This window comes from Aquirufa sp. Wall-65K1 (genome assembly GCF_054558475.1).
This window is the reverse complement of sequence record NZ_JBPXKD010000008.1, coordinates 66,564-91,700: the sequence shown is the minus strand read 5'-3', so window position 1 is coordinate 91,700 and position 25,137 is coordinate 66,564. Positions and strand designations below refer to the sequence as shown.

Annotated in this window: 20 protein-coding genes; 12 read left to right on the top strand and 8 right to left on the bottom strand. The window is 38.8% G+C overall.

All coding sequences use genetic code 11. The features are described 5' to 3' along the window. Nucleotides 1-96: 96 nt before the first annotated feature. The 3 genes from ACST15_RS11740 to ACST15_RS11730 all read right to left on the bottom strand — a co-directional run bounded on the left by ACST15_RS11740 (nt 97) and on the right by ACST15_RS11730 (nt 6,018). The gene (locus tag ACST15_RS11740) at nt 97-1,302 is read right to left on the bottom strand and encodes an FG-GAP repeat domain-containing protein (protein ID WP_459454849.1); all 1,206 of its coding nucleotides are present in this window, start codon (nt 1,300-1,302) and stop codon (nt 97-99) included. Nucleotides 1,303-1,365: 63 nt separating this feature from the next. After that, complete coding sequence (locus ACST15_RS11735; protein ID WP_459454848.1) at nt 1,366-2,877, bottom strand: RagB/SusD family nutrient uptake outer membrane protein; 1,512 nt, start codon at nt 2,875-2,877, stop codon at nt 1,366-1,368. Nucleotides 2,878-2,910: 33 nt separating this feature from the next. After that, nucleotides 2,911-6,018, bottom strand: coding sequence for a SusC/RagA family TonB-linked outer membrane protein (locus tag ACST15_RS11730; RefSeq protein ID WP_459454847.1), 3,108 nt, complete (start codon nt 6,016-6,018; stop codon nt 2,911-2,913). A gap of 349 nt (nt 6,019-6,367) precedes the next feature. On the opposite strand from ACST15_RS11730, the gene ACST15_RS11725 reads away from it, so the two are divergent. Beyond that, a complete protein-coding gene (locus ACST15_RS11725; protein WP_459454846.1) occupies nt 6,368-7,597 on the top strand; it encodes a M24 family metallopeptidase in 1,230 nt (409 codons plus the stop codon). 129 nt (nt 7,598-7,726) lie between these two features. On the opposite strand, the gene ACST15_RS11720 is transcribed toward ACST15_RS11725, so the two are convergent. Genes ACST15_RS11720 through ACST15_RS11705 form a run of 4 tightly spaced genes read right to left on the bottom strand, consistent with a single transcriptional unit; the run spans nt 7,727 to nt 12,905 of the window. Next, nucleotides 7,727-9,157, bottom strand: coding sequence for an ATP-binding cassette domain-containing protein (locus tag ACST15_RS11720; protein WP_459454845.1), 1,431 nt, complete (start codon nt 9,155-9,157; stop codon nt 7,727-7,729). Between the two features lies 1 nt (nt 9,158). Then, nucleotides 9,159-11,066: an acetate--CoA ligase gene (gene acs / locus ACST15_RS11715; protein WP_459454844.1), complete on the bottom strand. Its 1,908-nt coding sequence runs from the start codon at nt 11,064-11,066 to the stop codon at nt 9,159-9,161. Nucleotides 11,067-11,092: 26 nt separating this feature from the next. Further along, the gene (locus ACST15_RS11710; RefSeq protein WP_459454843.1) at nt 11,093-11,311 is read right to left on the bottom strand and encodes a DUF6814 family protein; all 219 of its coding nucleotides are present in this window, start codon (nt 11,309-11,311) and stop codon (nt 11,093-11,095) included. 1 nt (nt 11,312) lies between these two features. After that, nucleotides 11,313-12,905, bottom strand: a complete 1,593-nt coding sequence (locus tag ACST15_RS11705; RefSeq protein WP_459454842.1) for an MFS transporter — start codon at nt 12,903-12,905, stop codon at nt 11,313-11,315. A 133-nt stretch (nt 12,906-13,038) separates the two neighbouring features. Between ACST15_RS11705 and ACST15_RS11700 the strand changes: the two genes are divergently transcribed. Beyond that, complete coding sequence (locus tag ACST15_RS11700) at nt 13,039-14,580, top strand: serine hydrolase domain-containing protein (protein WP_459454841.1); 1,542 nt, start codon at nt 13,039-13,041, stop codon at nt 14,578-14,580. A 126-nt stretch (nt 14,581-14,706) separates the two neighbouring features. Then, nucleotides 14,707-15,735 (top strand): sugar phosphate isomerase/epimerase family protein, encoded by a 1,029-nt coding sequence (locus tag ACST15_RS11695; RefSeq protein ID WP_459454840.1) that lies wholly within the window; start codon nt 14,707-14,709, stop codon nt 15,733-15,735. A 76-nt stretch (nt 15,736-15,811) separates the two neighbouring features. Here the strand turns inward: ACST15_RS11695 and ACST15_RS11690 are convergent, their stop codons facing one another. After that, nucleotides 15,812-16,645 carry an NAD(P)H-hydrate dehydratase gene (locus ACST15_RS11690; protein ID WP_459454839.1) on the bottom strand — a complete coding sequence of 278 codons (834 nt, stop codon included), beginning with the start codon at nt 16,643-16,645 and terminating at the stop codon, nt 15,812-15,814. 107 nt (nt 16,646-16,752) lie between these two features. Between ACST15_RS11690 and ACST15_RS11685 the strand changes: the two genes are divergently transcribed. The 9 genes from ACST15_RS11685 to ACST15_RS11645 all read left to right on the top strand — a co-directional run bounded on the left by ACST15_RS11685 (nt 16,753) and on the right by ACST15_RS11645 (nt 24,830). Then, nucleotides 16,753-18,399: a carboxylesterase/lipase family protein gene (locus ACST15_RS11685; protein WP_459454838.1), complete on the top strand. Its 1,647-nt coding sequence runs from the start codon at nt 16,753-16,755 to the stop codon at nt 18,397-18,399. A 38-nt stretch (nt 18,400-18,437) separates the two neighbouring features. Beyond that, on the top strand, nt 18,438-19,484 hold the full coding sequence (locus tag ACST15_RS11680) for a Gfo/Idh/MocA family oxidoreductase (protein ID WP_459454837.1): 1,047 nt from the start codon (nt 18,438-18,440) through the stop codon (nt 19,482-19,484). 6 nt (nt 19,485-19,490) lie between these two features. After that, nucleotides 19,491-20,132, top strand: a complete 642-nt coding sequence (locus ACST15_RS11675; protein ID WP_459454836.1) for a Crp/Fnr family transcriptional regulator — start codon at nt 19,491-19,493, stop codon at nt 20,130-20,132. A 100-nt stretch (nt 20,133-20,232) separates the two neighbouring features. Then, nucleotides 20,233-21,618: an OprD family outer membrane porin gene (locus tag ACST15_RS11670; protein ID WP_459454835.1), complete on the top strand. Its 1,386-nt coding sequence runs from the start codon at nt 20,233-20,235 to the stop codon at nt 21,616-21,618. A gap of 202 nt (nt 21,619-21,820) precedes the next feature. After that, the gene (locus tag ACST15_RS11665) at nt 21,821-22,642 is read left to right on the top strand and encodes a sulfite exporter TauE/SafE family protein (RefSeq protein WP_459454834.1); all 822 of its coding nucleotides are present in this window, start codon (nt 21,821-21,823) and stop codon (nt 22,640-22,642) included. A 48-nt stretch (nt 22,643-22,690) separates the two neighbouring features. Further along, the gene (locus ACST15_RS11660) at nt 22,691-24,109 is read left to right on the top strand and encodes an MBL fold metallo-hydrolase (protein ID WP_459454833.1); all 1,419 of its coding nucleotides are present in this window, start codon (nt 22,691-22,693) and stop codon (nt 24,107-24,109) included. A 2-nt stretch (nt 24,110-24,111) separates the two neighbouring features. Further along, nucleotides 24,112-24,393: a rhodanese-like domain-containing protein gene (locus ACST15_RS11655; RefSeq protein WP_459454832.1), complete on the top strand. Its 282-nt coding sequence runs from the start codon at nt 24,112-24,114 to the stop codon at nt 24,391-24,393. Between the two features lie 4 nt (nt 24,394-24,397). Next, complete coding sequence (locus tag ACST15_RS11650; protein WP_459454831.1) at nt 24,398-24,646, top strand: hypothetical protein; 249 nt, start codon at nt 24,398-24,400, stop codon at nt 24,644-24,646. Beyond that, complete coding sequence (locus tag ACST15_RS11645) at nt 24,624-24,830, top strand: DUF6132 family protein (RefSeq protein WP_459454830.1); 207 nt, start codon at nt 24,624-24,626, stop codon at nt 24,828-24,830. Before ACST15_RS11650 ends, ACST15_RS11645 begins: the two co-directional genes overlap by 23 nt. The last annotated feature ends 307 nt before the right edge of the window (nt 24,831-25,137 follow it).

The following is a 25,137-nucleotide window of genomic DNA, read 5'->3' as shown; positions in this document are numbered from 1 at the left end:
AAGGCCTAGGTACAATAATTGTTTTTTCATAGGTAATATAGATTATAGGTAAAAATTAGTGAAAATTTCTGCATTTATATAATGTTTTATATGCTTTTAGGCCTTTTTCTTTGAATAATGATAAAAAACAAAGACGCCTTTTTTATTCGAAATAACTATATCCTTTAAACCATCTTGATTCATATCTTCTATGACTATATGAATACCTGCCCCAGAATCTTCATCAATGTCATGACTAATCCAGCTAGGATTTTTTCCTGGTTTAAATTCATACCAACGCAACAAGGCTTTCTCAAATTCACCTGGATCTTTGCCATTATGCGCCATAAATCGTTTACCCACCACAAAATCGGGTTGCTTATCTCCATTCAAATCCGCCATGGCCATGGCATGGGTTTGAGATAAATCTTTTTGAATTACTTGGGTTTCCACTCCAGTGGCGGTTCTACGATGCCACCAAATACCATAATCATGTGCTGATGAATTGAGTAAATCCACCAATCCATCACCATCTATATCGAGCACCATGATATGTGCACTATCAAAACTTAAAGACAAAGGATGGTAGGTCCATTCATTGGTCATTACATCCTTGGGACATTCCCACCAGCCTTCCTTGAAAATAATGTCTTTTCTGCCATCACCATTCATATCACCATGACCTAAACCATGGGTATATTTATGAGTTCCAAGACTAGGATTAGAGGAAATCACGTGTGCTTTCCAAATAGTATCTTTTTTAGTGTTAGGTGCTTGCAACCAAACCATTTGCTTGGACTTGGAATCGTTGCCAATAATATCTTTCAATCCATCCCCATTGACATCTTCAAAAAGCGGAGATTCATTTCCAATGGAGGCATATAAAAAATGTTTTTTCCATAGTTCAGCTTTGTTTTTGGGATTTTCAAACCAAAAAACTGCTTCACCTGGCAATCCCACTTTAATCAAATCAACCCAGCCGTCGTGGTTAACATCTTGGGCAAAATTTAAAAATGAATTACTGTATCCTTCGTCCACTTTAAACACATGGTCTTTCGGAAAAACTTTTAATGATTTATCATAACGAATATCATCATCGCTGATGGTATGCTTTGTCCACTTGGGTGCTTCAAACCAATAAGCACCTGCCATGACATCCTTTTTCCCATCATGATTTACATCACCCACACAAACTCCTTCTGATAGAAAAGTAGCACTTAATACCACTTTTTTAAAATCCGGAATATGAGAAGCTCCTAGTATTGAGCCTGTAAAACAAAGGCTTAAAAAAAGAACTTGGCTGTAAAATGAATACGTTTTCATAGAAAAAAGAGAAAAAAATAGCTGTCCTGATACCCTAGGACAGCTATTTCAACTAGTTGTAAATTACTTAATATTAGGATTCAATGCTGCTTCATCAGCTGGCAGAGGATAATATTTTTCAATAACGGTGAAAGAGTTACTACGTAATGTATATCCTCTTTCATAATAGTGTGCAAATGGGTCCGCTTTGATCGCATTTCCTTTTGCTGTTATTCTTTCTTTAAACGTATCTGTACGAGTTAGGTCATGCCATCTTTTATTTTCAAAAGCTAACTCCCAACGACGCTCATTCATTAAAGCAGTACGGAATTCAGCTTGAGAAGTAGCCGTTGTATTAGCCAATCCTGCACGCTTACGTACTTGATTCATGTATGGTGCTGCTTCAGCCGTTTTTCCTTGCTCATTTAAAGCCTCAGCCAAGAATAACAATACCTCTGAATAACGGAAAATAGGCCAGTTCATACCATGGTTACCATTCAATGCGTGAGGTCTTACAAACTTCTTGATGTAAGGATAGGTTTTTGCTTGCCACAAAGTTGTTGAACAAGTAATATATCCAATAGAAGCATCTTTACGTAAGTCTCCAGCTTCATATGAATTAATTAACTCCGGCATAGGTGCATTATTTCCCTCTCCTGTCTGAGGTTGAGGATTTGAAGTACCAGCTAGAGTAAATAATTCAGCGGAAGTCATAGGTCTTGGCAAGAAATTATACATGAATGATCCTTGAAAACCATTTGCACCTTCTTGATATTGAACCTCAAACACACTTTCTGCATTATTCTTATTCGAAGTACTCGTCGTGAATGCATTGTTGTAATCAGGCATCAATGAATAGCTACCTTCAGCTATTATTTCTTTGCATAATTTTTCTGCACCAGCCCAGTTCTTTTGAATTAAGTACAAATTAGCTAAAAGAGCTTTGGCAGCACCAGATGTAGCACGTCCCGGCTCTTGCGTCGATTTTGGTTTTAAACCAGCAATAGCACCTGTCAAATCTCCAATGATGATTTTAGATATGTCATCTGCAGTTCCAAGCTTAGCAGCAGCTTGTTCCCTATTAGATACGGGGGTCAATTGCAAAGGTCCCTTATTGAAATATCGATAAATTTCAAAGTAGGCAAAAGCACGCATAAATTGCGCTTGTCCTTTCAAATTTGCCTTTGCAGCCGCATCAAAATCCGCTTTGTCAATCAAAGCTAATATTTGATTGGCACGAGCAATAATCAAATAATCTTGACGATATTGATTTAATACGTGCGTATTGGTAGTCAAATTATTCGATACTGGAATCGAAAAATCAGCCAAATCCTCTTGCTGCTCAGTTGCACCAAATGCCGTATTTCTGTAATAATACGTATTATCAGAGTGCATTTCAGACAGTAAATACGAACGGTCATTGTAAATAGTTCGTAATGGGACATAACAAGCATTCACTGCTTGAGTAAAATCGGCTTCGGTCTTAAAAAACGTAACCGAACTTAAACTTGTCTCTGGAGTTATTTCCAAAAATTCAGCTGTGCAACCTGATAATCCAATGGCTAACAAACAGCTTAATATGATTTTATTTTTCATTTTTTTCTAAATAAAAGTTTAATATTTAGCTAATTAAAAGTTGAAGTTTGCACCAACTGTAAAAGTTCTTGGTACTGGATAGTTAGATAAATCCACACCTGGACTTAAGTTACCACCGTCACCCTGACCGTTTCCTTGTGCACTTGTTTCTGGATTTGGTCCACCCCAATAATTAGTAAACACATAAGCTTGTTGGCAAGAAGCATATACACGAAGTGACTTATAAACCTTAGTAGGTTTAGCAAATGTGTAACCCAAAGTGATATTACGAATAGTAAAATAAGAAGCATCAGCTACGAAACGACTGTTCATCCAGTCACGCTCGATACCTGTTACGTTACCACCACCAACAGTAGTTCCATACATACCCATACCTGGATTAGCTTCAGAACGGAAACGATATTTAGCACCATCCACCATGTTAAACACACCGTCTAAGTTAGCGGTTGAATAAATGTGACGAACTAATAATTGGTTACCATAAGAACCCGAACCAATGATGTTGAAATCCCAATTTCCGTAAGTTACGTTATTAGTAATACCATAAACAAAATCAGGGAATGGATTACCCATGATGGTTCTATCGTCAGCGTTTCCACCGTAATCAATAACACCATTACCATTGAAATCCTTCAGTTTGATACTACCCACTGTTGAACGTCCTGGAACCTTAGGATTATTTGCTAAATCTTCTGCATTTTTATATACTCCATCGGCAATAACTCCATAAAATTGACCAAATGGCTGACCCACTTTCGTAATATGGAAAGATCCGTAAACACGGTCAATACCCGGAGCTAAAGCTACTACTACGTTTCTGTTAAAGGAAATATTTGCATTGGTCGTCCATTTAACTTTCCCTACCGTATTTTTTGTATTGAATGAAAATTCATGACCCCAGAATTTAATCTCACCAATGTTATCATTGAAGTTACCAAAACCTGATTCTTGAGCAATTTGAACAGCATACAACAAGTTAGTAGTATTCTTAGTATAATAATCATAAGCAAAATTAATGCGATCATTAAACAAGTTTAAATCAAACCCTAAATCTAATTGTTGAGTAGTTTCCCAACCTAAGTTTGGATTGGCTAATGAACTTACTGCAGCACCTGTTGCAACTGTATTTCCAAATACACCATTGACTGTATTATTAATCAATGCATAAGAAGTATAGTTACCTAAGTTATTATTTCCAATAATACCCCAGCTACCTCTTAACTTTAAGAATGATACAACTGGTAAATCAGACATAAAAGCTTCATCAGAAACAACCCAACCAGCACCTACTGATGGGAAAGTTCCCCAACGGTTGTTAGCACCAAAACGAGATGAACCATCACTACGAATAGCGGCATTAAATAAATACTTGCCTTTGTAATTGTAATTCAAACGTGCCAAATAAGAAGTTAATGACCACTCTTGAACTCCAGAGTTGGTACCTCCTCTTGCAATATTAATCGCACCTTGAATAGTTGGAAGACGATCATCCGCATAGGTATCCGCCTGGATACGAGTTGACTCTTGACGGAAATATTGGTTGGTATAACCACCTAATAACTCCACTTTATGATCTTCATTGATAGTCTTGGAGTATGTTATTGTATTTTCATTCAACCAAGATAAATTTTCAAAGTTCTCACGAATGGATGAAGCCGTGGTTGGAATTGGCACATTAATCGCAGAAGTTGCAGTCGATGGATTAAAGTAGAAAAACTTCGTTCTTAAAATCTCACCATTCATTGAAGATTTAAATTTCAAACCTTTGATCGGTTCAAACTCAATAAATGCGTTTGATAACAAATTGGTGGTTGTTGTTTCATTAATTAATTCATCAGCCGAACGTACCCAGTTGGCATATGCAAAAATATTACCTGTACTAGCTGGGAAACGATTGAATTTAGTTAAGGTCTTACCGTCAGCCTCATAAATAGGCATGATTGGCCAAGTATGTAATGCATTGAATAAGATACCTGTACCACGGTCACCATCAGTTCTAGGTGTATTATCATAAACCATCTGTGGAGCTAGGTTGAAACCAATGGTTACCTTATCAGAAATATCATATGTTGAATTTAATCGCAAGGAATAACGTTGATAATCTGTGTTGCGAACCACACCTTTTTGTTGTAATACTCCAGCCACTAAAGAGGTTCTAGATTTTTCTTTATTGGAAGTAATGGATAAATTATAACTTGAAATAGGGGCATCTTTGTTCAATAAAGCATCATACCAGTCATTATTTTTATCCCTGTATTGAGCAGGATTTTGAAATTCAACTGGCACTGGCTGCTTTGCATCTTCATAAGACTCCTTTTTGAAGGTAGCAAACTCCTCTGCATTCATCATATCAAGACGTCCTTTCATAGGCACATTTTGAGTTCCTGCAAAAGCATTAAAACTTACTGTCATTCCAGCACCTTTGCCTTTCTTCGTAGTAATCAAAACCACACCATTCGCAGCACGAGAACCATAAAGCGAAGTAGAAGAAGCGTCTTTCAATATCGAAATATCTTCAATCTCATCTGGGTTCATTGCACCAATATTACCTGTAATAGGGAAACCATCTACTACATATAATGGATCAGAACCAGCAGATACGGATAATTGACCACGAATACGTACGTTCATACCCGTTCCTGGCTTACCTGTTGTTTGGTTAATTTGAACACCAGCTAATTGACCCTGTAATTTCTGTGCAATTTGAGTTACAGGTAAATCTTTTAATTCTTTGTACGAAATTGTTTGAACGGCACCTGTGATTTCTTTTTTCACCTGGCTACCGTAACCTACTACTACGATTTCGTTCAAAGTCTTATTGTCCGCAGCTAAAGAAATATTCAAGGTCTTTTGGCCTGAATAAACTACATCTTTGGATATAAAACCAACCGAACTAAAACGTAAAGTTTCATTGTTTTTAACATCGATGGCAAAGTTACCTGAACCATCTGTGGAAGCTCCACGAGTAGTACCAACTATAGTAACGGCAGCACCGATCAAAGGCTCCCCGTCGGAACCACTTACTTTACCTCGTAGATTCTGGGCCTGTGCCATTGCTACCGAGGACAAAAAGAAAATCAGCGCTAGAAGCAAGCCTCCAGTCCGATTTCCCATTCGTAGATCGTAAAATTTGTTTTTCATAGAGAAAAAATTAAAGGTTAAAAATGTGTGATTTAGATTAATTCAGAAGCTGAGTTTTAAAGCAACATGATTAATAACTATCGAAATTTAGAATATAGCAATACCCTAACCGTCCTTATCTATCCTTATGAAAAAAATAAAAAATTTCTAGATTTCATCAGAAAAGTACAATTTCATGTATTTAGTGGTAATTAAAAATGCGCCAAATAGTACTTTAACTGCATTTTCTTTAAAATTTCCGACTCTTTAAATTTTAAGCTTTGTTACCCTGACACAGAATGAAAATCTTAGCATCTTTGTCCTTTATTTTAAAAAAAAGTCATAAAGAACATAATTAGACAAGTAATACATGATGCATCGACGACAATTTCTTCAATCCACGACCCTAGGCTTACTTGTTCCAAGTATATCGAATGCCTCCACAGCTATACCAGAGTCTTCACCCATTATTCCCATTAGTTTAGAAGAAAGAAAACAAAGAATTGAGAAGGCGCAGAGCTTATTGTTAAAGAATAAAATGAGGGCGCTCATTTTAGATGCGGGAACCACTATGGAATATTTCACGGGGGTAAAATGGTATCCTAGTGAAAGATCACTTTTAGCTATCATTCCTGACCAAGGGGAACTGAGTTTTATTTGCCCCACTTTTGAAGAGGATAGATTTAGTGAAATAAATCTCATGAGTAAACGTGTTCAAACCTGGGAGGAACACGAAAATCCATTTACCATGACCATTCAGCTTCTAAAAGACCAAGGGATTCGTTCTGGAAAAATAGCAGTGGAAGAAAGAACCCGCTTTTTTATATTCGATGGTTTAAGAAAAGCAGGGCCAGCTTTCCAATGGGTAAGCGGCGACCCGATTAGCATTCCTTGTCGGATTATTAAATCAAAGGCCGAAATAGCCCTGATGCAAAAAGCGAATGATATTACGGTAGAGGCTATCAAAGTTGGAATTGCCAGTTTAAAGGAAGGCATGACCCCTGCTGATGTTTCAGCTAAGATAGCGCAATACCACCGAAGCCAAGGTGCGCAGCATGATTTCGCTTTGGTCAACATGGGTGTAGCTACTTCTTTTCCACATGGGAGTAATAAAGCTCAAATATTAAAAGAAGGAGATGTGGTTTTATTGGATGTAGGCTGTGTGGTAGGTGGATATAGTTCTGACATCACGCGAACCATCGTATTTGGTAAAGCCAATGACAAACAAAGAAGAATTTGGGATTTAGAGAAAAAATCTCAAGCTGCAGGATTTGCCGCAGCTAAATTAGGTAGACAATGCGAGGAAGTGGATCGTGCTTCGCGAAAAGTATTGGAAGATGCGGGCTTCGGACCTGGATATCGCCTTCCTGGTCTACCGCATCGAACAGGACATGGAATCGGAATGAATGGACATGAATGGGGAAATATGGTAAAGGGGAATAAAGATCCTTTACAAGTAGGAATGTGCTTTAGTATAGAACCGACCATTGCTATTCCGGGAGAATTTGGCATTCGCTTAGAAGATTGCGTTTACATGACTGCCGATGGCCCACGCTGGTTTTCTCAACCTAGCCCATCCATTGAACAAGCATTTCAATAATTAGACAAATTTCTAATAATACTAAATCCGCCCCTCCACACACACACTACTCCATAGAGATTTGTCAACTTTCCCAAAGTTGACAAATCTAAGGGAAAAAAGCCAAATAAATCCCCAACAACCTGATAATCAACAGGTCATACTCTTTCTTTGTGTGACACAACTAGGTACATCGCTTTCATAGTGCGAAACGTAGAGTAAGGTAAAATCATCTGTTTCCGACATGAAGTCTAACAAGGATTTAACATGCTGTATTTGATCTTCATCTAGGCCCTGGCAGGGCTCATCTAAAATTAATAAAGGTGGATTTTTCACCAAAGCCCGAGTTAATAACACCATTCGCTGTTCGCCCGTGGAAATTTGTTGAAAATTCCTCTCAGAAAGATGCGATAAACCCATAATTTCCATCCAGGTCTGAACTCGTCCACTTTGATCTACACTCATTCTTTTGCCTAAACCCATGATATCAAACAAACCCGACGAAATGACTTCTCTAACGGTACCAGGAGCTCTAAAATATAAATGTAATTCGGGACTTACATAGCCCATGCGTTTTTTAATATCCCAAATACTTTCTCCACTACCACGCTTTCGATCAAACAAAACCAAATTTTGCGCATAGGCTTGGGGATTATCCGCCGAAATCAGACTGAGCATAGTAGATTTACCTGCGCCATTAGGACCATAAATCAACCATTTTTCGCCCTGCTTTACCTCCCAATTGAACCCAGACAAAACCACTTTTTCCCCATATTTAACCTGCACATCTTTCATCTGAATGGCCCATTCAAAATGAGGAAAGCGCTCCTTAGTGGCTATCAAATCCTTTAATTTCTCTTTCCAACCGGGATCTCTTTCCGTAATAAAGTGTGACTTCTTTTGTTCATAGGTCGTTTTATCTCCTTGCCAAACCGCTTTTCCAGCCTCCAATACCATCACATGAGTAATACTTTCCGGTAAAACTACCGCAGAACTAATAAGTATGAATTGAATACCTAAAGCATGTAATTTGGCCAAGCATTGACTTAAAATAGCTCTACCCTCTACATCTAATCCTAAAAATGGATTATCAAGAATCAACCAATCCGGTTGCTTTAATAAGGCTTTAACTAGCTGTAATCGCTTATTTTCACCATTAGACAATTGAATCAATGGTTTATTTTCCAGGGCCTTTAAATGAAATACCTCTAGCCAAGATTGAATGGCTACTGAATCCTCCTCCGCTAATTCCTCCAATATCGTGTAGGCATCTTCAGAATCTTGTGAATTAAAACGTTGCTGCAAATAAAAATCACTTACATTACTTCGATTCTTAAATCGATGCTGCTGTTCTATCCAATAAACCTTAGAAGTGGTTTCCTCATCTTGGAAAAAGCTAACTTGACCTTTCCTAAACAAACGCCCCGTCAAGGCTTTTGCTAAGCTAGTTTTTCCAGAACCCATGGAACCTACAACGGCCCAATTTTGCCCCTCAAGTACTTGAAAGCTAATATCATCCAACACCTGAGTACTCCCATAAGAAGCACTCAAGTGTTGGATATCGGCCAATTTTTTTGCCATATTACAATCGCTCTTCCTTGATTTTATCCACAACCGATGGATCTAACAAAGTGGAGGTATCCCCCAAATTATTGATATCACCCTCGGCTATTTTTCGTAAAATTCGGCGCATAATTTTACCAGAACGAGTCTTAGGTAAACCTGTTACAAATTGAATTTTATCTGGTCTGGCGATAGCTCCAATAATCTGACTAACCGTGGCAGCTATGTCTTTTCGTGCCATCACAGGGTCTTTAGGCGTGGAAGCCATAATCACGTATGCATAGATACCTTGTCCTTTTATATCATGCGGATAACCAACGACGGCCGATTCAATTACATCCGTGAACATATTGATGGCATTCTCTACCTCTGCTGTTCCAATTCGGTGCCCTGAAATGTTCATCACATCATCTACCCTACCCGTAATACGATAATAACCATCCTCATCCCGCATACAGCCATCACCGGTAAAATATAAGTTTTCATAGGTTGCGAAATAATTAGTTCGACAACGCTCGTGATCGCCATAGGTCGTTCTTAAAATACCTGGCCATGGAAACTTGATACATAAATTACCAGAAACACCATTTCCAGTGATCTCCTCTCCTTTTTCATCCACCAACATGGGTTGAACCCCAGGTAATGGAAGAGTGGCAAAACAAGGTTTGGTTTTCGTGATTCCTGCTAAAGGTGATATTAAAATACCACCTGTTTCGGTTTGCCACCATGTGTCAACAATCGGACATTTCCCTTTACCAATATGTTCATTATACCAATTCCAGGCCTCCTCATTAATAGGTTCTCCTACGGAACCCAATACCCTTAAACTGCTTAAATCCTTGTCTTTGACATAATCTAAGCCAAATTGCATCAAGGAACGAATCGCTGTAGGCGCAGTATATAATATATTAACCTGATGTTTGTCTACAATATCCCAAAAACGCCCCGCATCCGGGAAGGTAGGAATTCCCTCAAATATCAAACTAGTGGCTCCTTGAATTAAAGGCCCATAAACTATGTAAGAGTGACCCGTAATCCAGCCAATATCTGCTGTACAGAAATACATTTCACCAGCTTGGTATTGAAATATGTTTTGAAAAGTATAAGCCGTAAAGACCATATAACCTCCACAGGTATGAACCACACCTTTAGGCTTACCTGTTGAACCTGAAGTATATAAAATAAATAAAGGATCCTCGGCATTCATTTCTTCTGCCGGACATTCAGTCAGACCAAGGCTTCTCATACGATCCATTTCTGCGCTCCAGAAAAGATCTCGGCCTTTGATCATGCTAACTGCCGACTTAGACCGCTCAAGCACAATCACTTTTTTGACACATGGACAAGTAATGATAGCCTCATCCATGATATGCTTTAAAAATATTTCTTTATTTCCACGATGTGAACCATCTGCTGTCACAACCATGGAACATTGAGCATCTTGAATTCTGTCGGCAATGGACTGAGCAGAAAAACCACCAAAAACTACCGAATGTATAGCGCCAATACGAGCACAAGCCAATACCGCAATGGCTAATTCAGGTACCATAGGCATGTAAAGACAAATCCTATCCCCTTTCTTTGCTCCATTCTGCTTCAACACATTAGCAAATGTGCAAACCTCCGTATATAATTCTTGATAGGTATAGGTACGATTTTCCTCATGAGGGTCATTGGATTCCCAAACAATGGCCGCTTGATTGGCTTTGTCTGCTAAATGACGATCAAGGCAATTTTCCGTGATATTCAAGGTGGCTCCTTGGTACCAGGCTATCTTAGGGTCTTTGAAGTTCCAATCCAGAACTTTATCCCATTTTTTCTTCCAAACAAAATTTTCAGCCAAATCTCCCCAAAAGCCTTCTGGGTTCTCTACGCTGTATTGGTACGCTTTCTCGTAATCTTCAAAGTTTTCTATCGTAAATTTCATGCGGATTTTGTTTTTAATCTAATACTCTATAAGTCATATTCTTTCTGTAAGGCATACAGGCCAAATACACACATTCCTCCTGTAATGATGGGCGACAAAATAAAGGTGTAAATAATCGCAGGCACCAAACTTTCCATATCTCCTTTGGCAAACAAAGGGATGGCTTGTTCAACAATCAAAAAATAGGCTGCTGCCAAACCCAAAATAATCCAAATAGCTCCAGCAATGCGTCTAATGTTATTCATCCTAATCGTTGATCTCCCGATCTTTACCGTTAATGTATAATAATCCAATCACAAAACAGACCCCACCTATGATGATGGGATACCATAAACCCTCTAAATAAGGTTTATCATAAGGAATTGCCTGTCCAGCAGCCATGGCTACTTCATTGGCTGAGTTAGCTTTTGCGGCCAGGTAAGTCGCTACTGCAGGAAGTAAACCTCCAAAAATACCATTACCAATATGGTAAGGTAAAGACATGGATGTATAACGAATAGCCGTAGGAAACATTTCAACTAAAAAGGCCGCAATGGGTCCATACACCATCGTCACATAAATGACTTGTATAAATACCAATAAAATCAACATCCAAAAAGCATGTTGCCCCACATGTACCGTTTTTTTCAACACTGCTTTTTCCCTTTGAACAGATGGAATATGTGAAACTTTCTCTGTTTTTTCCTCCAATAATTGAGTACCATCCGTATAAGAATAAATCGTTCTTGTTACTTTGGATAAATTCACCGAAGCATCAATCATGTGGTAATCCGCCCTTACTTGTCGAGAATTAGGTTTTTCTGTCTTTAAATTAACATCAGCTAGTTCATACATAGCCTGATATATCGGGCGATAGGTACATATAGCCAGCAACATACCGGCTAACATAATTCCTTTACGACCAATTTTATCCGATAACCACCCAAAAAAGATAAAGAATCCAGTACCCGCTGCCAAAGAAATGGCAATGATATAATTACTTTGTTCAAATTCAATATTAGCCACCTTTTGAAGAAATGAAAGGGCATAAAATTGTCCGGTATACCAAACAACACCCTGCCCCATGGTAGCTCCAAACAGCGCCAAGAGCACAAACTTAAAATTCAATTTCTTCCCAAAGGATTCCTTCAATGGATTCGCCACAATCTTTCCTTCTTCTTTTGCCTGAGCAAACAAAGGAGACTCATCCATATTTTTACGGATGAAATAAGATATTCCTACCATGACGATGGAAATCAAAAAAGGAATTCGCCAGCCCCAATCGTTAAAGGCTTCAAGACTCATCGACTTCTTAGTAGCTAAAATAACCAACAAAGAAATAAATAAACCCAATGAAGCCGTAGTTTGAATCCAAGCTGTTCGTAGGCCCCTTTTATTAGGTTCAGCATGTTCTGCGACATAAGTTGCTGCTCCTCCATATTCACCCCCTAAGGCCAGTCCTTGCAACAAGCGTAAGGTTAAAACCAAAATGGGTGCTAGAAAACCAATACTCGAATAGGATGGAATTAAACCTATGGCAAACGTGGAAAAACCCATGATTAATAAAGTAACCAAAAAGGTATATTTCCTTCCCAACAAATCCCCTAAACGACCAAAGAAAAGAGCTCCAAAAGGGCGCACCACAAAACCAGCAGCGAAAGTAGCTAAGGTAGATAAAAAAGCGGCTGTAGGGTTATCTGAAGGGAAAAACTTGGTAGCAATAATGACCGATAAGCTTCCGAAAATATAAAAATCATACCACTCAATCAAGGTGCCTACCGAAGATGCCGCAATAACTTTGCGCAATTTCTTTTCATCAAAGCCTTCGCTTACTTCATTTTGTAACATAGTTGTTTTCATAGGTTGATAAGCATGCCTAATCTCCGCTAACCTTCTCCTCCAGACACGAAAGTCTAAATTACTGATAATTTCATTATTTTTAGAAATCTTTAGACAATAGAATTGCAAAAAACTAGCATATCAACAGTAGACTATGAAAAAAATATCAATTCTCTTTTCCCTGGCATGGATTTTATGCCTCAGCTCCTCCCTACTAGCCCAAAACTTAGTAAGAAGCACACCTGAAGCCGAGGGTGTTTCCTCAGCTGCCATTGAGCAATTTGTGGATTCATTTGATGCCAAAAAACATGAACTCCATTCTGTCATGGTACTGCGTCATGGAAAAGTCATTGCAGAAGCTTGGTGGAAACCCTATGCAGCTAATTTAAAACATAGCATGTATTCTGTATCGAAAAGCTGGACATCCACTGCCATCGGATTTGCCGTGGCAGAGAAAAAAATCCAAGTTAGCGATAAAGTCATGAGCTATTTTCCTGAATATCAAGAACTAGCCAATAAACCATTCATACAGGATTTGACCATACAAAACCTATTGACCATGTCGGTTGGTCACGAAGTTGAGCCTCTACGTGGGGTTGTAGCTACCCAAACTGATTGGGTAAAAGGTTTTCTTTCAGCCAATATTAGCTATAAGCCCGGCACAAAATTCTTATACAATACCCTAGCAACCTACATGCTATCGGCCATCATACAAAAAGTTACCGGACAAAAAGTGGTAGATTATCTTGGACCGCGTCTCTTTAAACCCTTGGGAATTCAAGGGGTAGACTGGGAAGTTGACCCTAAAGGAATCAACACAGGAGGCTGGGGAATCCGCGTAAAAACAGAGGATATGGCCAAATTAGGTCAATTATACCTCCAACATGGACAATGGAATGGCAAACAAATCTTACCAGCTGCTTGGGTAGATGAGGCTACGTCTAAACACATCGAACAAGATCCCAGTGCCAGTGCAGAGAAAAAAGCCAATTCCGATTGGTTGCAAGGCTATGGCTATCAGTTTTGGCGTTGTAGAAATGGCGCATTTAGAGCCGATGGAGCCTATGGGCAATACATTGTCATGATGCCAGAGCAAGATGCTGTTGTGGTCATCACCTCAGAATCACATGATTTACAAGATGACCTGAACATGGTTTGGAAACATCTTTTACCTGCCTTTGAGAAAAATAAGTTAGCCGCCAATCCTTCAGCCCATAAGCATTTACAAGCTAAACTTAAGCAATTACAATTAGCTGCGCCTGCCCAAGACAAATCCATCCAAGTCCCTTCATGGAAAAATCCAAGCATTCAACTTGGGAAAAATGCGCTAAACCTAGAGCAAATAGGCTTTGAGTGGATAGGAGAAAAATTGAATCTTCAATTAATCGATAACAAACAACAAAAGCACCTAATTCCAGTAGGACATGCAACCTGGGCGATGAGTAGTACTGAAATGCCTGGCCCCTATTTATTAAGAGCCGCCAAGGCTAATCTGGAAGGACAATCTCCTTTTAAGGTAGCTTCCTCGTATCGATGGACAGGTCAAAATTCTTTGGAAATCACCTTACGCTTTTTTGAAAGCCCGCATCATTGGGTATGGAATTGTCAATATGAAAATGGACAATTTACCATGGAGGTGAAAAACTCCTTTGATCGGCTAAATACCATCAAAGTAGGTGGTAATGTAAAACTTTAACCCACATAATCCGCTACTCGTCGCAAATTTGGGTATGCCGTATAAGAATATTGAAAACTTTTTCTAACATTGTACAAAAGCAATTTATTGCCCATTTAGCATACATTTTATTTAAATCATATATCTATGTCAACTCATTTACCAAAAAACTCATCTCGTCGTCAATTTTTACTTTCGGGATCCTTGGCTACCATGGGCCTATTTTTGGCGGGAAAAGCCAATGCTTCTTCTCTTTTATTAGCTGCGAAACCAGATTCAAAATTTGCTGGGGTACAGATCGGAGCTATCACTTATTCATACCGTAGTTTACCAGGAAGCATAGAGCAAATATTGCAATATTGCATCGACAGTAATATTTCTGCTATTGAATTGATGGGTGATGCTGCTGAAGATTTTGCAGGAAAGCCTAAAAACCCAAATCCTAGACCGATGATGGGCCCACCAGCTCCTGGCCAACCTCGTCCACAAATGACGGATGAGCAAAGAGCTAAAATGGCTGCTTACCAAAAAGAAGTAGCAGAATGGAGAGCTTCTGTATCCATGGATAAGTTCAAAGAAGTAAAACAAATGTTTGACAAAGCAGGTATTAGCATTTATGCCTTCAAACCTAACGCACTAGGACCAAATAATACCGATGCGGAGGTTGAATATGCACTAAAAGCAGCTAAAGCCTTAGGCGCTAAGTCGGTGACAATTGAATTACCAACTGACCCAGCTCAATCACAACGCTTAGGTGATTTGGGTGCTAAGCACAAAATGTACATTGGATACCACCTACACACCACGGCTACTGATACAGCTTGGGACGTAGCTTTAGCACAGTCGCCATACAATTCCATGAACTTGGATTGCGGTCACTACATCGCAGCGGGTGGCAATAACACGACAGCAAGCTTATTGAAATTGATTGAATCAAAATCGGATCGCATTACGTCGATGCACATCAAGGACAGAAAGAACAAAGAAAATGGTGGTCAAAATCAAGTTTGGGGCCTAGGAAATACTCCTTTAAAAGAGATTCTTACTTTGATGAAGGAAAAGAAATACAAATTCCCTGCTACGATCGAATTAGAATATGATATCCCTGCAGGTTCTGACCCAGTTTCAGAAGTTAAAAAATGTGTCGCTTATGCGAAAAACATTTTAGTTGGATAATATACCCCAAATCTACTTATACATTACAAAAAGCCCTGAAATTCAGGGTTTTTTGTTTTATACCACCGACAAATTTTTACATGTTAATTTGCTTGAGCATTTCCACCAAATCTCCAGCGACTAAACTTGATTTCGAATACGAGCTGGCATAGAGATCTCCTGCTAACCCATGGTAATAAACACCCAAGCTTGCAGCGAGCCAGCAAGGATAAGACTGAGCCGCTAAGGATGCGATAATTCCTGATAATACATCCCCACTGCCAGCTGTGGCCATGCCATCATTCCCCGTACTGTTCATAAATTTATTTCCATCTGAAGTGAAAATATGGGAGTTTTTACCCTTTACGACTAATTGAACGGGATAATGCTTGACAAACTTTTCAGCTTCATCCAAAGCGCTATCCGCATCTACTGTTTTTCCTAAAATCCGACTTAGCTCTCCCAAATGAGGCGTTAAGATATGGTTTTCCCGAAGTAAGGCATACCATGACGGATGCTGAGCTAGTATGGTCAATCCATCTGCATCAATCACCAAAGGAACCTGAACATGCTCCAATAAATAATGTAGTAGCTCAGCAGACTCATCACTTACACCAATGCCCGGCCCAAAAACAATGGCAGAGCCACTGGCCTCTATGGACAGTTTTTTAAAGACCCGTGTACCCTCGTTGACTTCATACATGATTTCTGGACTTGCCGACAATAGCGGAATTATTCCTTCAGAAGGAATAATGGCCGTTACCAATCCACAACCAGCACGCAAGGCAGCCCGAGAACATAAAATAGAAGCGCCTAATTTGCCTTCGCTGCCAGCAAAAACCCATACATGACCAAAGGTTTTTTTATGTCCATCCGTGGCTCTATTTTTTCGGTGACTTTCCACCCAATCTTCTTGAATAATCTTGAGCATATTTATTCTATTTTATCTTCAAATAATAAAATTTATAGCCAAATTTGTAATTCTAGTAATCGAGAACTACTATTGTAACAAACTGATACAATAAAGAAATTAATCACATGAAAAGAATCTTACAACTAGCTGCAGGCTGCCTTTTCAGCCTATCCCTGTTGACTATGAATGCACAAGGCCCCAAGAACTCTTATAGTATCGATGTACAAGTTAAAACCAAAAACGGAATCGTCGAAGGCGAACTTGATACTCGATCAAAAATTGTAAGTTTTAAAGGTATTCCTTTTGCTCAAGCTCCCGTAGGAGATTTACGCTGGAAGGCTCCTCAAGAACCCAAATCTTGGAACGGTGTTTTGCAAGCTAAGCAATTTGGTCCAAAAGCGGTACAAACACCCATTTTTGGTGACATGGGTTTCCGAAGTAATGGCATGAGTGAAGATTGTTTATACCTAAATGTATGGACTCCAAAACCTGAATCAGGAGCAAAATTACCCGTATTAGTTTATTTCTATGGAGGAGGTTTTATGGCAGGAGATGGTTCTGAACCACGTTATGACGGAGAATCCATGGCAAAAAAAGGAATAGTTTCGGTAACAATTAATTACCGTTTAAACCTATTCGGTTTCTTTTCTCATCCTGAATTGACCCAAGAATCTCCCAATAAAGCATCAGGAAACTATGGCCACATGGATATGGTAGCTGCTTTAAAATGGGTGAAAGCTAATATCGCTCAATTCGGTGGAGACCCTAACCACGTGACCATTGCAGGAGAGTCAGCAGGTTCCATTGCCGTTTCTGCTCAGATGGCTTCTCCCCTTTCAAAGGGCTTATTCCAAGGAGCCATCGGTGAAAGTGGAGGATGGTTAAGTAATACCTTAGCCCCTATGAGTTTAAAAGATTCCGAAAAATTTGGTGCCGATTGGGCAAAAAAAATTGGCGCTAATTCGCTAAAAGAATTGAGAGCCATGTCAACTTATGAATTATATCAAAAAATGGTTGATTCTAAGACCTTAAGCTTCCCAGGTAATATTGATGGGTATTTTATGCCAAAAACGGTTCGTGAAATATTTGAGGCCGGCGAACAAGCTCAAGTTCCTTTGTTACTTGGCTGGAATTCAGAAGAAATGAATTACCGAGCTATTACCAAAGGAAAAGCTGCTAGCCCAGAGGTTTTCACTGAAGTAGTTAAAGAACTTTACAAAGAAAAGGCAGATCAAGTTTTACAATTATACCCGGCCAAAACAGCTGAGGAAGCAGAACAGTCAGCTACTGACTTATCAGGTGATCGCTTCCTTGGATATTCAACTTGGAAATGGTTTGATTTACATCGTAAGCATAGCCAACAACCCGTATATCGCTATTATTTTGCCCGTCCTAGACCCGATATGGTTCAAAAAGATGTAGAAGCTGCCTTAGCGGGTGGAGTGGTAAAAAGAGACCCTAATGCACCAAAAGCCCCCAAACCCAAAGGAGCCGTTCACTCTGCGGAGATTGAATATGCCTTGGGGAATTTATCCACTAATTTAACCTACGCTTGGACACCAGAAGATTATAAAGTATCTCAGGTCATGCAAGAGTATTTTGCCAATTTCATCAAAACATGGAATCCGAATGGAGCAAATTTAGCTAACTGGCCAGCTGCAAAAAACGAAGCTAAGCCAGAATTGATGTTGTTGGATGTTGAGTCTAAAGTCATTCGTGGTGAAAAAGATGCCCGATATGAATTTTTAGATCAAGATTCAGGTAAAAAATAAATTGCTTATTTTTACCTAGTCTAACGTAAACCTATCTCATGCAATCGAACATATTTCACTCGGCCATACTTTCTTACGGAATGTCTGGCCGTGTTTTTCATGCCCCATTCCTAGCTACTCATCCAGGATTTAAATTAGTCGGATGCTGGGAAAGATCTCAAAAAAACATTCAAGTAAGGTATCCCGAAGTAGCCAGCTATGATTCATTGGAAGAAATTTTGGCCAATGATCAAATTGAATTGGTGGTGGTCAACACTCCCATCGCTACTCACTTTGATTATACTTTGGCATGTTTGGAAGCAGGGAAACATGTATTAGTTGAAAAGTGCTTTACTCGCACAGCTGAGGAAGCCATTCAGTTAAAAGCTGCCAAAGAGAAAGCCGGTAAGCATTTATTTGTCTTTCAAAATCGTCGATGGGACTCCGACTTTTTGACCGTAAAAAAAGTAAAAGAATCAGGTGTTTTGGGCGAATTAGTGGAAGCAGAATTTCACTATGACCGCTTTGATGGTAACCTTTCCTATAAAGCCCATAAAGAAACCCCAGGAGTAGGAGTTGGTGTAGTTACCGACCTAGGACCACACATCATAGACCAAGCAATTTCCTTATTTGGCATGCCTGAACGCGTTTTTGCGGATTTACGTAAAACAAGAAAAAACACTCAAGTAGATGATTACTTTGAGATTCTACTGTATTATCCGGATTTAAGAGTGCGCTTAAAGGCGGGTTATTTCGTAAAACTGCCTGTCCCATCCTTCCAACTGCATGGAAAACAAGGCAGTTTCTTAAAAACCCGTTCGGATAGACAAGAGGCTGATTTGCAATTAGCAATTTTACCCAATACTCCTAATTGGGGTCAGGATTCGGAAAAGGATTTTGGCCAAATTTGGGTGGATGGAGAAGAAAGTCCACGCACCATAACGTCTGAAGCAGGTGACTACATGGCCTTCTTTGAAAATGTGTATCAAACCCTAGCTGGGAACGAAAAGCCGGCCGTTTCTGTTGAAGATGGAATTCGTAGTATGCGCATTATAGACGCTGCCTATGAGAGTAATCGTCAACAAGCTATCATCTCGCTTTCCTAATAAACCATGGCAACTGCTTCTACCACCCAGCAATTATTTCAACAATTTGAACCTGAATTACTCAAGAAAGTACAACAGGTAGGATTGGTGCGTAAGTTTAAAGCAGAGGATTATTTGATGCAAACGGGCCAACAAATCCGTTCGGCGGTATTGGTTTTAAATGGTGTCGTTAAAGTCTTCAGAGAGGATGATGAGGGAAATGAAGTATTTATGTACAATTTACACCCAGGGGAGGCATGTGCCATTTCTATGACTTGTGCGGCTAGACAACTTTCTAGTCAGATTATGGCCAAAGCCTTAGTAGACACGGAGGTTTTGGCTATACCCATTGAATTAATGGACGAATGGGCCCTAAAATACCGTTCCTGGTACCAATTTGTCTTAGAAACGTATCGCTCCCGTTTTGAAGAGCTCTTAGATACGCTCGATCACATTGCCTTCCGCAACCTAGATGAAAGGCTTCTTTGGTATTTAAAGCAGCATCAAAAGAGCTTAAAAAGTAATTTCATCAAAACATCTTTTACCGATATCGCCTTGGAGCTTAACTCTTCACGAGAAGTAATCTCTCGTCTCATGAAAAAATTAGCCGAAAAGGGCCTAGTTAAATTGCATAAAAATGAGGTGGAGATATTGAAATTAGAAATGTAATTTTAATAATAATATAACTTTTAATTCAAATTTTAAAAGTGATTATTATCACGCCCCTACTGAGTTAATACATCGAAATTTGTTGGCATAAACTAAATATATGCCATACAAATACCTCATTACCATCATCGTATTTTTCAGTTTTTCATGGAAAATGAATGCCTCATTTTATTCTGAAGCTACAGATACCACAAGTATTTGGAAAGTACTGAGCTCTGGTAGTATACACACCAATGTTCGCTATTTTTATATGAATACAGACAATTCTGGGGACAATTATGACGCCTTTGCACATGGATTAAATATGGGTATTTCGTACGAAACCAAAGCATGGAAAAATTTTAGTTTTGGAATTAGTAGCCAATGGATGTACAATTTGGGTTCAAGTTCTTTAAGCCCAGACCCTAAATTCCCAATTTTAAATCGCTACGAAATTGGGCTATTTGATGTACTTAATCCGCTGTCTACCAACATACTATCTCGTTTGGAAAAGTTATACTTGAATTATACCTACCAGAAATCGAATATAAAAATTGGCCGACAAATCATCAATAGCCCTTTTGTAAATGCGCAAGATGGGCGTTTAAGGCCAACGATGCTTTCTGGAATTTGGTTAGATTGGAATGAAATATCGAAAACAAAAATTGAATTGGGCTATCTGGGCGCCATTTCTCCCAGAGGTACGACACAATGGTTTAGCATCGGAGAGAGCATGGGTATTTACCCACAAGGGGTTAATCCTGATGGAAATAAATCAAATTATTATGGCAACATAGAATCAAAGGGAATTGCCATGCTAGGAATCACTTTAAAACAACTAAAAACCATCAACTTTCAATTTTGGAATATGTATGTTGACAGGGTAATGAATACTCACATGCTACAAGCAGATGGGCAATGGCCCTCTAATCTAAAAGGCCGATGGGTAGGTGGGATACAATATTTAGAACAACATGCCCTTGAACAAGGAGGAAATCCAGATCCATCTAAAACATATATGACAGCTGGATCTATGTCAAGATCGTGGGGGGCAAGATTTGGTTGGGAAAATAAACAATGGAAAACATCCATCAATTTTAATCAAATCACCAACGAAGGACGATATTTAATGCCAAGAGAATGGGGCAAAGATCCATTTTATACCTTTTTACCAAGGGAAAGAAACGAAGGTTTTGGAAATGTCCATGCCTTTGTAGCCAAAATGGCCTATCAATGGAAGAAAATTCCTCTAAGAACACAATTAGCACGAGGATATTTTTATTTACCTCCTACACAAGATTTTGTCTTAAATAAATATGCTTTACCTTCTTACGCTCAAACAAATTTGGAATTAAATTTTGAACCCCAAGGTAAGTGGAAAGGAATGACCCTTTCATTAATTTATGTTCTCAAAAATCAAATAGACGAAAGTAAATTGGCTGACAAATTCGAAATTAACAAAGTGAACATGAGTCACATCAATGTTATTTTAAATTATACCTTGTAAATTGTGGACCAATAAGCATAAGGCAACAGCCATGTATAATCCATTGATAATGAATCATATAATGCTGATTTCACCTTCTTCTATCATACCTTAATCAAGCTCCCAATTCAATGGTAAATAATTTTCATTGCTGTGATAAAAATCACGAATAAGGCCAAAATATAGCCTGACATTTGTATCAACAAAAAAGAAAAAATAAGTCATGGAAATAATCGGATACTTTGCCTCATTACTCATTGGAATCTCGTTGGGACTCATTGGAGGAGGTGGATCCATTTTAACAGTACCAGTTTTGGTCTACTTGTTCGGTATTAATCCTGTATTAGCAACGGCCTATTCCCTATTCATTGTAGGAGCAAGTAGCTTAGTAGGAGCTTTTCCTAAATACCAACAAGGTTTAGTGAATCTAAAGACGGCTATTATTTTTGGTATTCCTTCTATTGTTTCGGTTTATGCCACGCGCAAATTCATCGTACCATTAATTCCAACAGATATATTTCAAATAGGGGATTTATTGATTACCAAATCCATTTTAATGATGGTGCTCTTTGCCATTTTAATGGTTGCCGCTTCCATATCCATGATACGTGGCAAATGTGAAAATTGTGGAAAAGAAGGAACAGAGGAACTAGAACTAAAAGAACAAACGTTTAATTATCCAGTGATTATTTTGGAAGGTAGCGTAGTTGGCTTATTAACCGGATTAGTAGGTGCTGGTGGTGGATTCTTGATTATTCCTGCTTTAGTTGTTCTCTCCAAACTACCCATGAAACAGGCCGTAGGAACTTCATTACTTATCATTGCTATGAAATCACTGATTGGTTTCACCGGTGATTTAGGACATCAAGAAATCAATTGGAACCTGCTGTTAACCATCACAGCATTAGCCATAGCAGGCATATTTGTTGGAGATAAATTCAGTAAGAAAGTAGACAGTGATAAACTAAAAAGAGGCTTTGGATGGTTCGTGTTAATTATGGGTGTATATATTCTCATTCAACAATTAGCCTTCCCCTTAAAATAAGTCATTAATTAATTGAAAACATTAGCAAAACAACATACTATTAAAGAAATGAAAGTAGAACAAATTTATACCGGATGTTTAGCACAAGGTGCCTATTACATTGAAAATAACGGCGAAGCAGCCATCATTGATCCTTTACGTGAGGTTGAACCTTATATCCAAAAGGCAGAGCGCAATGGTGCTAAAATCAAATACGTTTTTGAAACTCACTTCCATGCGGATTTTGTTTCTGGCCACATTGACTTATCTGCTAAAACAGGTGCTCCCATTGTTTATGGTCCCAATGCTGCCTGTGCCTTTGATTGTATTTCGGCTACGGACGGACAAGAATTCCCTCTAGGAAATGCTACTATCCGAGTGATACATACACCAGGACATACCATGGAAAGTACTTGCTTTTTATTGATTGATGAGCATGGCAAAGAAACTAGTTTGTTCTCGGGTGATACTTTATTCATTGGTGATGTAGGTCGGCCAGATCTAGCACAAAAAGTAAAGGCAGATTTAACAGAAGATATTTTAGCGGGTCATTTATTCGATTCTTTACGAAATAAAATCATGCCATTAGCCGATGATATCATCGTTTACCCAGCGCATGGCGCGGGTTCAGCATGTGGAAAAAACATGAGTAAGGAAACCACGGATACTTTGGGTAACCAAAAGAAGACAAACTATGCTTTGAATCCTGAATTGACCAAAGAACAATTCAAAAAAGAAGTTTTAACCGGTTTAGTGGCTCCTCCATCCTATTTCCCTTTGAATGTATTGATGAATATCCAAGGATATGACAGTATAGATAAGGTATTGGAAAGAGGTCAACATGCTTTATCTCCTGAGGCTTTTGAAGCAGCAGCCAATGAGACAGGCGCTTTAATTTTAGATACACGTGATCCTCAGACATTTACTAAAGGATTTGTACCAAATGCCATCAACATCGGAATCGATGGTTCCTTTGCTCCTTGGGTAGGTGCCATGATTCCAGACATCAAGCAAGAAATCTTGTTGATTACGGATGAAGGACGTGAAGAAGAGGTTATTACCCGTTTAGCCCGTGTGGGATATGATTTTACCATTGGCTATTTGAAGGGTGGATTTGAGGCTTGGAAAGCAGCAGGAAAAGAAGTGGATAGCATTGAATCCATCACAGCAGAAGAAGTGGCAAAACGTTTTGCAGCTGGTGAGGGTGAGATTTTAGACGTCCGCAAGAACTCAGAATATTTGAGCGAGCATGTCAAAGAAGCGGAAAATGCACCTTTGGACTTCATCAATGAAAGTATGTTGAAGATCGACAAAAACAAAACTTACTTTGTGCACTGCGCAGGGGGCTATCGTTCTATGATTTTCAATTCTACCCTTAGAGCTCGTGGATACCACAATTTAGTGGATGTTAATGGAGGCTTTAAAGCCATCAAAGAATCAGAGAAGTTTCATATCACGGACTATGTTTGTCCATCAACCTTATTGTAATCATGAATATTCAAGAATTGATACAAAACCCCAAGACCAATATCATTGACGTACGTGAAATTGGAGAGTTCATGCAAGGGCATTATGAAGGAGCTATCAATATCCCTTTAGGAACGATTCCAAATCAATTGGAAAAATTCAAAAGTATGGAAGGTCCCATCATTGTGTATTGTCGAAGCGGAAATCGCTCAGGCTTAGCCCAGACCATGCTTAAGCAAATGGGCTACCAAGACGTATACAATGGAGGTGCCCTACAAGATATGTTGGTTTATTCTAATAACTAAGCCCATGTGGAGCGCACTCAAACAACCGTGGGATTTAATGCGTATAGCTCGCCTGACTATGGGGGGCTATGCGCTATATGAATCCATCCAAACCAGAGAAATCTTTTTAGGATTATTAGCTGGCGTCCTTTTGATACAAGCTGTATTTAATTGGGGCTGTGGTGCTCAAGGATGTAATGTTCCGACATATTCAAAAAAATCAAACGCTAAAAACACCGAAGAAACGGAATATGAAGAAGTTCATTCAAAATAATCGATTAGCCCTTTTAGGTTCCCTATTGGGTGGAATTGCAGGGTATTTCTATTGGCAACAAATTGGATGTAGTACGGGGACTTGCCCTTTAACATCCAAGCCTTTGAACAGTACCTTGTATTTTGCCTTCTTAGGTTATATTTTTAGTGGATTTTTTACCAACAAAAAAACAGCAGAGGAATAGTGGTTAGTGTTTAGTGATTAGTGGTTAGTGGAGTGGTTAGATGATAAAAATCAAAACACAAAGAAATGTAATTAAACACTGGACATTAAAAAGAACAAATCAGCTAGTGCATTCAGTTCTTTTAAAAAATAGACAGTTTAAACTGATTACTTAGTATTTAATAGTAATAACTAAACTCTAATAACTAAACTCTAATAACTAAACTCTAATAACTAAACTCTAATAACTAAACTCTAATAACTAAACTCTAATAACTAAACTCTAATAACTAAACTCTAATAACTAAACTCTAATAACTAAACTCTAT